The organism is Chryseobacterium sp. MEBOG06 (genome assembly GCF_021869765.1).
In the GTDB taxonomy this organism is placed as follows: Bacteria; Bacteroidota; Bacteroidia; order Flavobacteriales; family Weeksellaceae; genus Chryseobacterium.
On record NZ_CP084580.1, the window covers coordinates 4,045,288 to 4,058,555 of the forward strand.

Below are 13,268 nucleotides of genomic sequence, written 5' to 3' on the forward strand. Positions count from 1 at the left end.
TAATATTATTTAAGAATCTGACTGAGGGATATCTCTCGGAAACATAAGAATATAGCGTGTTGTTTTATTTACCATAAGACCCGATAAAAGCTGATCTTCAGACTCATGAAGTCTTGTTCTCTTCCCATTTTTCTGCAACAGATAGATAGGTTGCTTCTCTGCATGATACGGCAGAAGTTTTCTTTTTATCTCGTGTACCAATTCTTTTCCGTTATCAATTCCGAAAAATCGATTGGTATTTTCTACTTTTTCATCAATGATTTCCTGGCTGAAAGGATGTGACGAGATAATAGTTTTGGGTAAATTTCTTTGGATAACACATTTACACCAATATGACAGGATAAAATCATCTGAATTCTGCCATTCTTTCATTGCCTGAATGACATCATTATCATCAAGCTGGGTAAATCTTTCTACATCTTCATCTGTTGCTGCACTTTTCTCACGGTATAAAAAGTATTTTAAATTTTCTGTTGCAGGAAGCTCTTTCCCCTCAGCAACCAGATATTTTGCTCTTTCCAGGATTTTAACTAAAAGAAATTCTGCCAGTGCTGATGTCTTATGATAGTATACCTGCCAGTACATAAACATTCTTGCTGTCAGAAAATTTTCAATGGAATAAATTCCTTTTGCATCAACTACCAGTTCTCCTTCTTCGCAGACATTCATCATTGAAATAATTCTCTGGGTATTAATATTCCCTTCGGAAACTCCTGTAAAAAAGCTGTCTCTCTTCAGATAATCCAATCTGTCCACATCCAATTGAGAAGAAATAAGCTGATTGAAAAATTTCCTATGATATTTCCCCTGAAACATTTCAATAGCCATCGACAGTTGCCCCTGGAATTTCTCATTCAGTTTATGCATTAATAAAAGCGAAAGATTTTCATGATGCCAGTCATCCATCAGCATACTTTCCAGTGCATGAGAAAAGGGTCCATGACCAATATCATGTAGTAAAATAGCCAGCATAGCTCCTTTTTCTTCTTCTTCAGAAATATCAACTCCTTTCTGTTTCAGAGTCTCCAGGGCAGTAAACATAAGGTGCATTGCTCCCAAAGCATGATGAAACCTTGTATGGGTAGCCCCCGGGAAAATCAAGTTTAAAAGTCCGGTCTGTCCGATTCGTCTTAATCTCTGAAAATAGGGATGTTCAACAATGTCAAATAAAATTTCGTGTGGAATTTTAATAAATCCATGAACAGGATCGTTGATGATTTTTAGCTTGTTCTGCATTGAAAGGTCAATATTAGTAAACAAAGTTAGGGATTTTAAATTTGAGGGTTTTATTAAATAACCGTTACAATCTCTGAAAACTTCTATATCCGAGTTTTATAGCTTTTTACTTAATTTTTCAATTTTCTAAAACTTTTTTGCACCTGTTACATTAAAAATTTATCTTTGAGAGAGAAACACAATAGCCTTTAATGAGGAAGTACTTTCTTTTCATTTTATTCTTTTTAAGTTTAAATTTTTCCGCACAGGTTTTATCTGAAACACAAAAACTGGAATCTCTATGCAGGGTCTGGGGATTTTTAAAATACTACCATCCTACTATAGCAAAAGGAAATACAGACTGGAATGAGCAGCTTATCCAAAAAATCGGGGAGCTTGAAAAGATTGACAATAAGGCCTCATTAAATCGTTTATACATGAACTGGATTGAAAGTTTGGGGAAAACTGATCCTTGTAAAGACTGCACAAAGACAGATAACAAGATCTATTTTCTTAAAAACTTTGATCTGAACTGGATCAACAATTCCAATATTTTCTCTGAAGATACTGCTCAGAAACTTCATTATATTGAGAATAACAGGAATACCGGAAACAATTATTATCTAGGAAAATCGGGAAAACAGATCTATTTCAGAAACGAGAATTCCTACGGTTCAACATTTACCTCCAAAGCAGTCGGTTTATTAGAATTATTCAGATACTGGAATTATGTGGAGTATTTTTTTCCCTATAAATATGAAACTGATGAAAATTGGAATGATGTACTCACAGAGATGATTCCCAAATTTCTCAACGTCAACAGTGATGAAAATTATCATTTAACATTAGCTGAGCTTGTTACTAAAACTGATGATTCTCATGCTTATCTCCATTCAAAACTCATAAGTCGCAGCCAATACGGCAACAGAAAAGTCCCGGTAGAATATTCATATGCGGAAGGGAAATTGGTAGTCACCCAAATCTACTCCAATAAACTTCATGAGAAAAACCCTTTATATATTGGAGACGTTATTTATGATATTGATGGGAAAACCATTCCGCAAATGGTGAACAGTTTCGGAAAGTATATTCCAGCCTCCAATTCCTGGGGTAAAGTTTACAAAGCAAAAAATCTATTTCTGCTCAGTAATAAAGATTCACTTTCTTTAAAAATTGAAAGAAACGGCCAAAACCTGGAGGTCATCTCCAAAACTTATTTCGCAAAAGATATTGTTTCTGAAAAAAATATACCCTCGGATAAATGGAAGTTTATCGATCAAAAGAAAGAGATCGGCTACGTAGATATGGGAACTATTGAAAAAAAAGATCTGGACGAAATGTACACTAATTTGAAATCGTCAAAATCTATTATTTTTGATCTCAGGAATTATCCAAAGCAAACCATCAGACCTTTAAGTTTTCTTTTGCTGCCACAATCTACGCCCTATTATCAGTTTAATTTTCCGGACACAGCTTATCCTGGTAAGTTTTACAGTATCACCAACAGTATTGGCAGAAAAAACCCGGAATACTATAAAGGCAATGTCATCGTTTTGGTAAATGAGAGTACCCAGAGCCAGGCAGAGACAACGGCAATGATGTTCAAGCAGCATCCAAAAGCCAAAGTAATAGGAAGCAATACTTCCGGCGCAAATGGGGATATTATTTCATTTAAAATTGCCGGACTCGATACCCGCTTAACGGGACTAGGTGCTTATTATCCTGACGGAAAAGAAACACAGAGAATCGGTATCATTCCTGATATTACAGTAAAACCTACTGTAGAAGGGATTAAAAAAAGAAAAGATGAAGTACTGGAAAGGGCTTTGTTATATATAAAAACCAATAACTGAGTATTACAAAACGGAATCTGCTGCAAGGCATTTCCATTTAACTAATATTTAACTTTTAATATTTCTATTTTGTGAGATTTTAGAAGGATTTGGTCAACATTTTGATAGAATAATCATGTAAAAAATAAATTATGTCAGAAAAGATATTATGGATCGATGATGAAATAGATTTACTAAAACCTCATATCGTATTTTTGGAAAAAAAGGGTTACCAGGTAACTCCTGTCAATAATGTGAACGAGGCTTTGGAGCTTATGGATTCAGAGAAATTTGCTTTAACATTAATTGATGAAAATATGCCCGGCATCTCCGGTTTAGAAGCTATTCCTATGATTAAGGAGAAAGACAATTCCTTAAAAATAGTAATGGTTACCAAAAGTGAGGAAGAACACATTATGGAAGAAGCTATCGGTTCGCAGATTGCTGACTACATTCTAAAGCCCGTAAATCCGAATCAGATATTACTTTCATTAAAGAAAAACCTACAGCAGGATAACCTGGTGGAGCAAAAAACTATTTTACAGTACCAACAGGAATTCAGAAACCTTTCTATGGAGCTTTCTTATTTAAGAACTTATCAGGAATGGGCAGAATATTATAAAAAAATTCTTAGCTGGGAAATTAAATTTGATAAAGTAGCAGATAATGAATTTGCTGATCTTCTGCAATCACAGAAAGAGGAAGCTAATATTCAGTTTGCAAAGTTTATTGAAAAAAATTATGAACATTGGCTTACGGATTCTGACAAACCTATGATGAGCCACACGCTTTTCAAAGAAAAAGTAAAACCAGAGGTTGAAAAAGGCAAGGTTCTTTTATTAATGGTAGACAATCTCCGCTATGATCAGTGGAAAATGGTTGAACCGCTATTTACCAAGTATTATAATAAGATATCTGAAGATTATTATTACAGTATCCTTCCTACGGCTACGCAATATGCAAGGAATTCTTTCTTTGCAGGTTTAATGCCATCTGAAATTGAAAAACGCTTCCCGGATAAATGGTTTAATGATAATGAAGAAGGAAATAAGAATGAATTTGAGCGTGACTTTCTGGAAGACCAGATGAAAAGAATTGGTATTGGGTCAAAATCCATGAAGTATCTTAAAGTACTGAATGCCGATTTTGAAAGAAAGATTTATGATGATTTCAATCAGCACAAAAACAATGATCTTTTAGTTATTGTTTATAACTTCATTGATATTCTTTCACATGCCAAGACGGATAATCACATCGTAGATCAGCTTATTCGTGATGATAAGACATTCCGTTCCCTGACTTTAAACTGGTTTGAGAATTCTTCGCTATTAAAGATTATTAAAACAGCGGCTGAAAATGGGTATAAACTCGTTATTACCACAGATCACGGAACTGTATATGTTAAAAAGCCGAGCAAAGTAGTGGGAGACAGAGAAACGTCTACCAATATCCGATATAAAACAGGAAAAAGTTTAACTTATGATGATAGTGATGTATGGGCTATTACCAATCCTGAGAAATTATTTCTTCCAAAAGGAAATTTAAGTTCAAAATATATTTTTGCCAAAAACAATATATTCCTGGCTTATCCTAAAAACTACAATCATTTTGTAAATTACTATAAAGAAACCTATCAACATGGTGGAATATCACTGGAAGAATGTATTATTCCTATCAGTATTTTAGAACCCAAGTAGTTTTTTTCATAGTTTATTTAATTCTGGGTTTAAAGCGGAAAAAATCGATCGATTTTTTCCGCTTTTTTTAAGGCACTTATTTTGCATGATTAAATACATCCATTAAATAAATATAAACCTATGAAAAAAAGTATTTTTATCGCAGCAGCGCTGACCGCATTATTTTTAACTTCTTGTAATAAAGAAAAAAGTGCAACCGCTACTCCTACTGTTACAGACAGTATTTCATCCAAGCCGGCTGATTCAGCAAACACTTCTGCTACTAAAGAGGATATTGTAAAAAGTACAGCAAAAGACAGTAGTGGAAAAACGCTGGATATGACTTTCAATAATACCAAGAATACAGCTACAATAGTTTTTAACAAAGAAACGATTGAATTACAGGGGCAAAAACCGGCTTCCGGAATCTGGTATAAGAATGATCATTATGAACTGAGAGGAAAGGGAGAGGAAATTGAACTAACAAAAGATGGTAAGGTAGTTTTTAAAAAATAAAATATCTTACTAAAAGTTAAAAAGTCGGTTTTGAAATTCAGAACCGGCTTTTTAATTTTCCTACATTTGAAAAAATTTATTTTTATTTATGAAATTAATCACCTACAATGTCAACGGAATCAGAGCTGCTTTTACTAAGGATTTCTTAGGATGGCTGAAGACTGCTGATCCCGACATTATCTGCATTCAGGAGAGCAAGGCCGGAAACGACCAGATAGATATCGAAAGCCTTGAAAAACTGGGATATCACAGTTACTGGCATTCAGCGGTTAAAAAAGGGTATAGCGGGGTAGGAATCGCCTCCAAAGTAAAGCCTAATCATGTAGAGTACGGCTGCGGTATTGAAAGTTATGATAATGAAGGCAGAATCATCCGTGCTGATTTTGACGGATTTTCTGCTATTTCTGTTTATGTGCCGTCTGCGTCCAATATTGAAAGGCTGGAATTTAAAATGCAGTTTTGCCATGACTTTCTGGAGTATATTAAGAATTTAAAAAAAGAAATTCCTAACCTCATTATATCCGGTGATTTTAATATCTGTCATGAAGCGATCGATATTCATAATCCTGATGGTTTAAAAAATGTTTCGGGATTTCTTCCTATGGAAAGAGAATGGATGACCAATTTCATCAATGAATGTGAACTTATTGACAGTTTCAGGTTCTTTAACAATGAACCAGAAAATTATACATGGTGGAGCTACCGTCAGAATTCCCGGGCCAGAAATAAAGGCTGGAGATTAGATTACAACTTCGCTTCTTACACCTTAAAGGACAAACTCAGCCGGGCTGTTATTTTAAAAGAGGCTGTGCATTCCGACCACTGTCCCGCCATGCTTGAATTAGACTTATAATACCAGGTAAGTATATACCAACAAAAAGCCAGCTGAATCAGCTGGCTTTTTTAATTTAAATCATAAATTTAATCGATAATTTCATATTCCACCGGAATTGTACCATGACTGATATCCCCGATTTCATCGAACGCTGCTTTAGACATATCTAAAGATCTTGATGAATGGAAAGGCCCTCTGTCATTAATCCTCACTATTACTTCTTTCCCATTCTTAAGGTTCGTTACCTTAACGTTTGTTCCAAACGGAAGCGTTCTGTTTGCTGCAGTGAACTTTGAGTTATCAAAGATTTCTCCGCTAGCGGTTTTTCTACCATTAAATTTATCGTGGTAGTACGATGCATAACTTGTTTTTTTCGCATCTAAGGCATTACTTGTAAACGAGTAAACACCTAAGGTTGAAATCATCATTATGATTACGAGAATGAATCTTTTCATCATTTTGAACTTTTATTGGTTTTGACGGAGCAAATGTATCAGGAATCTTTTTAAGTCGCTATTCAAATTGTTAAAAAATGTTAACAAAACATTAAAGATATCTTAACTAACCTTGTGATATCCTATGAATAGGGGCTTTAAAGCACATTGTTAAAGAGTGTTAAAAAAAAGCTTTAAATGTTAACATAATTAACTAATCTCTGCATAATTTAAAAATTCAAGATATTAAATATTCTGAAAATCAACACTTTACGCAAATTGAAAAATCACTAATTTGTCAAAAAATCACACCCAAAATAATAAAAGCTTTAAGAACTCATATCCGAAGAAAGTTTCTGACAGAAGCCTTTTAAAGTTATAAATACCTGCTTATAAAAATCAATTTAACATTGATCTGAATACTTTAATTACTACCAGAATAAAAATAATTTTATTATTAAATGATTATTTAAAAGAACTGAAACAAAAATAATCTATTTATTTCTAAAAATTATAAGATTTAAAGCAAAACTTGTGGAATGTTCAGACCAATTTATCTGCTTATAAAGCATGACCTCTTAAGAATGTTTAAAATAATAACACAACCTGGTGTAATCTGAAGAGATCTGTATAAAGTTATTTTAAGGTATCAAGTGCTCTACAGGATGACAAATCGCACAGTTAAAATAAGCTATTATATTACTACTGTTTTATGAAATAGGTCTATATCAAATTATTCAGATAACAGAAGTGCAAAGGCAACGTCAAAGTCATTAATGTTAAAGCCAAAAACTTCATACCAGAAGCCGAAGGAGTGAAAAATAGAATATTCTTTCAGATTAACGGATCAGTCTCAAAAGTTGGGGGGAATGTTTAGTGGTTGTATCTTTGTCTTATGCTAAGCGATTACGACCTTCTTAAATTTTTACTTCCAGAATTTCTAGTTGAACACTTTGATATCCTCAAAGCAGAAGAATATTCTGGTGAACTTCATATTTATTTTGAAGAAAAAAGCAGTATTCCCGAGGAATTTAAAGAAAGACTGCTGGAATCAAAAGGCTTTTTACCTGAAATTATTGTAGATGATTACCCGTTAAGGGGTAAAATCGTAAAGCTTCACGTGAAAAGAAGAAGATGGACCGATAAGTCTTCAGGAGAAATCCTTCAAAGAAACTGGCAGGTTGTAGCTAAGGGAACGCGCATGACAAATGAATTTGCGGTCTTCTTAAAAAAAATTAGCAGACACTAAAGCTCTTCCTCTCAAAGTTATAGCAGAATTTTTTGGTATCAAGGGTAAGACCTTCCAGAGACAATACAAGAATAAACTCAGCGAATATTATAGCTGGGAACAAAAACCTCACGCAGAAGACTGGATCATTTATCCTGAAAATCTCTCAGCATCCCTGTCCTTAGACGAAGTTGCTTTATCTGATGGAGAACTGTATACCGTTCTTACCTCCAAAAGAGCCAAAGGGAGAAAAGGAAGTATTGTTGCAATTATAAAAGGGACTCAGAGTGATTTTGTCATCGCGCATCTTTTAAAAATCAGCAGGAGACTTCGGATGAAGGTAAAGGAAATAACTTTGGATATGGCGGGCTCCATGAAGCGTATTGCTAAAAGATGCTTTCCTAATGCAGTACAGGTGATCGACCGCTTTCATGTTCAAAAGCTTGCTCTGGAAGCCCTTCAGGAAATCAGGATCAAACATCGTTGGGAAGCCCTTGAAATGGAAAATAAGACTCTTGAAGAAGCCTCTGAAGAGCAAATTTTAAAGACAGAAGTATTTGAAAATGGAGATTCCCGAAAACAGCTTCTGGCAAGAAGCAGGTATCTGCTTTACAAGAGCCGGGAAAAATGGACGCTGTCCCAGAGGCAAAGAGCTTCCATCCTTTTTGCTCAATATCCTGATCTGGAAAAAGCGTATGGATTAACCGATGGCCTTAGAAAGATCTATAATCAGCCTATTACAAAATCTGTGGCTATGACTAAACTTGCGCATTGGTTTAGAAAGGTTGAAGAAGCAGGTTTTACCTCTTTTTCCACCTTAAGAAAGACCATAATGCACCATTACAGAGATATTCTAAATTATTTTGATAAAAGAAGCACTAACGCAGCGGCTGAATCTTTCAACGCGAAAATCAAGAACTTCAGGGTGCAGCTCAGAGGGGTGAAGGACAGATCATTTTTTTTATTCAGATTAACCAACCTTTTTGCTTAGCCCCCAACTTTTGCACCTGATCCAGATTAACCCATCTTTTTAGATAATTTCTATTTACGATTGCTCCTAAAGATGCGAAAGAAATATCCTTTGGTATCAAGCACAAAATAAAAAAACCAATGAGTAAATCATTGGTTTTATATGTAATTAAATAAAATTATTTTATTTTAAATATTCTAATATATATTCATAGGTATCCTGTGGATACACTACAGAAATACTTTGAGAGCCAGTAACAGCTGCACCAGTAGCAATGTCATATGAATATAAATCTCTTGCATAAACCACTTTATTACCATTACCTGTACCTGTACCTGCTTTTTTATAGATGGTAATACCGTACATGGATGTAATACCGGTAGGTGGAGTAATAGTTACAGCGGTAGAACCAGCTGCTGTTGTAAATTGACCTTTAACAGCATATACCTGAGTTCCGTCAACTAATGTGTTGGTAGCTGTTCCAGTAGCGGCATTTGTTACATTAAATTTAGGATCTGTAGCAGAACTTAGAAATGGTCTCCAAGTACCTCCTGTTGGAGAAGCACTACTATTATCATAGTACCAGAATCCTCTTGAAAGAGTACCTTGGGTAGCACCTGAAGCAGCAACACCTGTAGTAGCTGTATTATATACAATCATACCATCAAATCTATTGGGGTTGTTTGATGTATTATATAAAGTACCCTGGTTTGACAATGTCATTGCACTTAAGTCAGCTCTAGGATAGATCATCCCTTTACCATAGTTGGCATTATTGACTGTATTTGTAGTTGAAGCATCTAAAAACGCTGAAGAAGAAGGAATAGCTGAACCGGCATATCCCTGATTACCTTTAATTTGCCCAAACGCCATATTACCAAAAGATGATAGAACTAATGCAGCTACTATATATTGTAATTTTTTCATTTGTAATTAATTTAATAAATTTTTTATAATTTGTGTTTACTGTCCACCTAACGAATACCAATTAGTCCCATCAGTAATTAGCTCTGTTGCATACTGTTGAATACTTGAAAGAGTATTTGTCAAATAGTTAGAGTTAAGTGTTGTCAAAGTCTGCACACCACTTCCTGTTGAAATTAATGTTAATTTCTTACCAAGCATACTTACAGTAGGAGCAGGCAATTGGATATCACCGTTTACAGTTCCAGTAATAACTACAATATTTCCAACATCAGAAGCATTAATAGTCGTAACTGCTGCACCGGCAATAGTTCTGAAAGTAGGAATTGTAGGGGTAACTGCGCCACCTCCTAATGTTTTCCATACATTGTTACCAGATGTACCGTCATAGTAGTAAAACCCAGTTGCTGTAACATTTACAGTTTTACCTGTTCCATTACCACCTAAAGCAGTTACAAAAACAAGGGCTCCGTTCTGAGCACTTGGAGTTGCGGCACCGTCTGCATAGGCTGTGTTTTTGGCTTCTAATTCAGCTCTTGTTAAACGAGGGACTAACAAAGCATCAGGTCTAGTATTATCAGTAGTAGTAGCTACTACGTCTAAAGTTGCGGCAGGTGTGGTTGTGTTAATCCCCACTCTCCCTTGCTGAGCCTTGGAAAGCGCCGAAAGGCAAACCAGCATTGTTGCTGTTAATAAAATTTTTTTCATAAGTTTTTAAAGATTTTAATTACATTATTTTTCATCATTATTTTGCGTCATCGTTTCCTAATCAAGGAAAATGCATCCCAACTTGGGATTATTATATTTAAGCTAAAAATAATCAAAAAATTATAAATATTCTGTTTGAATTCAGCTCAAATTCAATAAATAACTTATTGGAAGCACATGATTTACAAAATTGCTTACGATGCAAATTTAAGATATAATTTTCTATTTTATACACTTTATAAAAGAAAATTAAAAATTCTTAATACCACAAAATGTTAATCGATTGAATTATAACTACATAAAGATTTCACAAAATAAGATAATTATGTTAAATTTCATTAACATCTTATTTTCTAACCATCACTTCATATTGATTAATAAGCTCTTAACTATATCAATTCTCCATATAAGTCAAATTCTTCTGCTGAGGTAATTTTAACCTCTGCAAAATCACCTATAGAAATGTATGTATCTTCCGCCGAAACAAGAACTGTATTATCTACATCCGGAGAATCGTATTCTGTTCTTCCTATAAAATAATTTCCTTCTTTACGGTCAAAAATACATCTGAAGACCTGTCCTACTTTTTCCTGGTTTTTCTCCCATGAAATCTGAGACTGCACTTCCATGATCTCTTCTACTCTTGCTTCTTTTACTTCCTGAGGGATATCATCTTCCAATACATAAGCAGTGGTATTCTCTTCATGGGAATAGGTAAAGCAGCCTAATCTGTCGAACTTCTGTTCTTTCACCCAATCTTTAAGTTCCTGGAATCTTTCTTCTGTTTCTCCCGGGTATCCTACAATAAGAGTTGTTCTGATGGCCATATCGGGAACTTTCTCTCTGAATTTTCCTAACAATGCATCTGTTTTTTCGTGGGTAGTTCCTCTTTTCATTGATTTCAACAAATCAGAGTTGATGTGCTGAAGAGGGATATCTATATAGTTACAAACTTTAGGTTCTTCACGGATAATATCCAGCACATCTTCAGGGAAGCCACTTGGGAAAGCATAGTGAAGTCTAATCCACTCTACTCCTTCTACTTTTACAAGTTCTTTCAAAAGATCCCCCAATGCTCTTTTCTTATAAATATCCAGGCCATAATAGGTAAGATCCTGAGCAATAAGAATAAGTTCCTTAGTTCCTTTTTTTGCTAATTTCTGAGCTTCAGAAACCAATTTTTCGATAGGTGTTGAAATATGTCCACCTCTCATCAAAGGAATTGCACAGAAAGAGCATGGTCTGTCACAACCCTCTGAAATTTTAAGATAAGCATAATGTTTGGGAGTGGTCGTTAATCTTTCACCTACCAGCTCATGTTTATAATCAGCACCAAGGTGCTTTAACAGGATGGGAAGATCTCTGGTTCCAAAATACTGATCAACATCAGGAATTTCTCTTATCAAATCCGGCTTATATCTTTCAGAAAGACAGCCAGTAACGAATACTTTTTCAACTTCACCTCTGTTTTTAGCCTCTACATAATCAAGGATTGTATTAATTGATTCTTCTTTAGCATTATCTATAAAGCCGCAGGTATTGATCACTACAATATCCCCACGGTCTTCGTGAACCACTTCTTTACCATTGGCTTTCAGCTGGCTCATTAATACTTCAGAATCATATACATTCTTGGAGCATCCAAGAGTAACTACATTGATTTTCTTCTTCCCTACAGATTTTGTACGCATCGTTTTGATTTTGAGTCTGCAAAGATACAAAATATTGAAGAGTTACTATCAAAAAAATGAAAACCACTTTATAAAAGTGGTTTTCAGGGATATACTTTAAAAGTTTTTTTCTTTGAATCCGGGAGCATTCTGATCTTTTTCTGAAAGTAGGGCATCTTTTTCATCAACCTTCCAGTTAATATCAAGATCCGGATCATTGAATTTCACGCTGCCTTCAGATTCTTTGTTATAAAAGTTATCACATTTATAAGAAAATACAGCATGGGTACTCAATACAGCAAATCCGTGTCCAAAGCCTCTGGGTACGTACAGCTGCAATTTGTTTTCAGCAGTCAGCTCAATTCCGAACCATTGTCCGAATGTAGATGAATCTTCTCTCAGATCCACCGCTACATCCCAAACACTTCCTTCAAGGCAGGATACCAGTTTTGCCTGTGCATGTTCTCCTTTTTGGAGATGTAATCCTCTTAATACACCATAAGAAGATTTGGAAATATTGTCCTGAACAAAATGGCCGTTCATTCCTGTAAGTTCTTCAAATTTTTTTTCATTGAACTTTTCAAAGAAGTAGCCTCTTTCATCTTCAAAAACTGTGGGCTCTATGATATAGCAATCCTTAAGCGGGGTTTCTTTAATTTTCATGATCGGGAAAAAAATCTATTTTAATATGGTTATTAATGTTCTAAATAAAATCTTTATATCGTTTTTGAAAGACATATTTTCCAAATACTCAAGATTCATTTTTACTTTATTTGGGAATAATATTTCATCATTATATGCTAAAGGGTCCTTCTGCATTTTCAAAAGGCTTTCTTCATTTCTATATTTTATGCTTGCTTCACAGGTGAGGCCGGGTTTCAGCTTCAGAACCTCCCTATCTGCTCCCACAAGCCTATCGTAATACCCTTCAATATCAGGTCTGGGTCCTACAAAGCTCATATCCCCTTTCAAAATATTAAATAATTGAGGAAGCTCATCCAGTTTAAATTTTCTGAGAAGCTGTCCTATTGCCGAACAGATCATCGTTTTCTCATGAATTGTTTTAAACTTAAAAATAATGAAAGGATCTCCGTACTGCCCTATTCTTTTTTGGAAAAAAATTCCGTTTGAAGAAGTATCCAAGCTTGTAATAACAAACAAAACAATCAGTAAAGGCATAAGAAAGATGAGCAATATAACTGCAAAAACTAAGTCAAAAATCACTTTCCAATATTTATACTGATTCATAAAGCAGATCGA

Annotated in this window: 13 protein-coding genes; 6 read left to right on the forward strand and 7 right to left on the reverse strand. The window is 34.7% G+C overall.

Annotated features, from left to right (window positions below):
• Nucleotides 1-9: 9 nt before the first annotated feature.
• Nucleotides 10-1,236 (reverse strand): HD domain-containing protein, encoded by a 1,227-nt coding sequence (locus LF887_RS18485; protein ID WP_236859524.1) that lies wholly within the window; start codon nucleotides 1,234-1,236, stop codon nucleotides 10-12.
• Between the two features lie 191 nt (nucleotides 1,237-1,427).
• On the opposite strand from LF887_RS18485, the gene LF887_RS18490 reads away from it, so the two are divergent.
• The 4 genes from LF887_RS18490 to LF887_RS18505 all read left to right on the forward strand — a co-directional run bounded on the left by LF887_RS18490 (nucleotide 1,428) and on the right by LF887_RS18505 (nucleotide 6,092).
• On the forward strand, nucleotides 1,428-3,068 hold the full coding sequence (locus LF887_RS18490) for a S41 family peptidase (protein WP_236855721.1): 1,641 nt from the start codon (nucleotides 1,428-1,430) through the stop codon (nucleotides 3,066-3,068).
• 131 nt (nucleotides 3,069-3,199) lie between these two features.
• Entirely contained in the window at nucleotides 3,200-4,744 is a 1,545-nt protein-coding gene (locus tag LF887_RS18495) for a bifunctional response regulator/alkaline phosphatase family protein (protein WP_236855722.1), read from the forward strand.
• A 120-nt stretch (nucleotides 4,745-4,864) separates the two neighbouring features.
• Entirely contained in the window at nucleotides 4,865-5,239 is a 375-nt protein-coding gene (locus LF887_RS18500; RefSeq protein WP_236855723.1) for an MliC family protein, read from the forward strand.
• 88 nt (nucleotides 5,240-5,327) lie between these two features.
• A complete protein-coding gene (locus LF887_RS18505) occupies nucleotides 5,328-6,092 on the forward strand; it encodes an exodeoxyribonuclease III (protein WP_236855724.1) in 765 nt (254 codons plus the stop codon).
• Between the two features lie 68 nt (nucleotides 6,093-6,160).
• Here LF887_RS18505 and LF887_RS18510 read toward each other — a convergent pair whose 3' ends face one another.
• Nucleotides 6,161-6,532, reverse strand: a complete 372-nt coding sequence (locus tag LF887_RS18510; RefSeq protein ID WP_236855725.1) for a septal ring lytic transglycosylase RlpA family protein — start codon at nucleotides 6,530-6,532, stop codon at nucleotides 6,161-6,163.
• Between the two features lie 871 nt (nucleotides 6,533-7,403).
• On the opposite strand from LF887_RS18510, the gene LF887_RS18515 reads away from it, so the two are divergent.
• Both LF887_RS18515 and LF887_RS18520 read left to right on the forward strand, forming a co-directional pair.
• A complete protein-coding gene (locus LF887_RS18515) occupies nucleotides 7,404-7,757 on the forward strand; it encodes a transposase (RefSeq protein ID WP_236855726.1) in 354 nt (117 codons plus the stop codon).
• Nucleotides 7,758-7,776: 19 nt separating this feature from the next.
• A complete protein-coding gene (locus tag LF887_RS18520; protein ID WP_262912558.1) occupies nucleotides 7,777-8,727 on the forward strand; it encodes a transposase in 951 nt (316 codons plus the stop codon).
• A gap of 162 nt (nucleotides 8,728-8,889) precedes the next feature.
• Here LF887_RS18520 and LF887_RS18525 read toward each other — a convergent pair whose 3' ends face one another.
• From LF887_RS18525 to LF887_RS18545, 5 genes are all read right to left on the reverse strand, one after another.
• Nucleotides 8,890-9,633: a hypothetical protein gene (locus LF887_RS18525; RefSeq protein ID WP_236855727.1), complete on the reverse strand. Its 744-nt coding sequence runs from the start codon at nucleotides 9,631-9,633 to the stop codon at nucleotides 8,890-8,892.
• Between the two features lie 36 nt (nucleotides 9,634-9,669).
• Nucleotides 9,670-10,338: a hypothetical protein gene (locus LF887_RS18530; protein WP_236855728.1), complete on the reverse strand. Its 669-nt coding sequence runs from the start codon at nucleotides 10,336-10,338 to the stop codon at nucleotides 9,670-9,672.
• A 389-nt stretch (nucleotides 10,339-10,727) separates the two neighbouring features.
• A complete protein-coding gene (gene rimO, locus LF887_RS18535; protein ID WP_236855729.1) occupies nucleotides 10,728-12,029 on the reverse strand; it encodes a 30S ribosomal protein S12 methylthiotransferase RimO in 1,302 nt (433 codons plus the stop codon).
• Between the two features lie 96 nt (nucleotides 12,030-12,125).
• On the reverse strand, nucleotides 12,126-12,671 hold the full coding sequence (rfbC, locus tag LF887_RS18540) for a dTDP-4-dehydrorhamnose 3,5-epimerase (RefSeq protein WP_236855730.1): 546 nt from the start codon (nucleotides 12,669-12,671) through the stop codon (nucleotides 12,126-12,128).
• A gap of 15 nt (nucleotides 12,672-12,686) precedes the next feature.
• On the reverse strand, nucleotides 12,687-13,256 hold the full coding sequence (locus tag LF887_RS18545; RefSeq protein ID WP_262912482.1) for a sugar transferase: 570 nt from the start codon (nucleotides 13,254-13,256) through the stop codon (nucleotides 12,687-12,689).
• Nucleotides 13,257-13,268: the final 12 nt, after the last annotated feature.

Bases quoted from the DNA above. Each gene is read 5' to 3' on its own strand.
- LF887_RS18485 (WP_236859524.1), bottom strand. From the start codon at position 1,236: ATGCAGAACAAGCTAAAAATCATCAACGATCCTGTTCATGGATTTATT.
- LF887_RS18490 (WP_236855721.1), top strand. From the start codon at position 1,428: ATGAGGAAGTACTTTCTTTTCATTTTATTCTTTTTAAGTTTAAATTTT.
- LF887_RS18495 (WP_236855722.1), top strand. From the start codon at position 3,200: ATGTCAGAAAAGATATTATGGATCGATGATGAAATAGATTTACTAAAA.
- LF887_RS18500 (WP_236855723.1), top strand. From the start codon at position 4,865: ATGAAAAAAAGTATTTTTATCGCAGCAGCGCTGACCGCATTATTTTTA.
- LF887_RS18505 (WP_236855724.1), top strand. From the start codon at position 5,328: ATGAAATTAATCACCTACAATGTCAACGGAATCAGAGCTGCTTTTACT.
- LF887_RS18510 (WP_236855725.1), bottom strand. From the start codon at position 6,532: ATGATGAAAAGATTCATTCTCGTAATCATAATGATGATTTCAACCTTA.
- LF887_RS18515 (WP_236855726.1), top strand. From the start codon at position 7,404: ATGCTAAGCGATTACGACCTTCTTAAATTTTTACTTCCAGAATTTCTA.
- LF887_RS18525 (WP_236855727.1), bottom strand. From the start codon at position 9,633: ATGAAAAAATTACAATATATAGTAGCTGCATTAGTTCTATCATCTTTT.
- LF887_RS18530 (WP_236855728.1), bottom strand. From the start codon at position 10,338: ATGAAAAAAATTTTATTAACAGCAACAATGCTGGTTTGCCTTTCGGCG.
- rimO (WP_236855729.1), bottom strand. From the start codon at position 12,029: ATGCGTACAAAATCTGTAGGGAAGAAGAAAATCAATGTAGTTACTCTT.
- rfbC (WP_236855730.1), bottom strand. From the start codon at position 12,671: ATGAAAATTAAAGAAACCCCGCTTAAGGATTGCTATATCATAGAGCCC.
- LF887_RS18545 (WP_262912482.1), bottom strand. From the start codon at position 13,256: ATGAATCAGTATAAATATTGGAAAGTGATTTTTGACTTAGTTTTTGCA.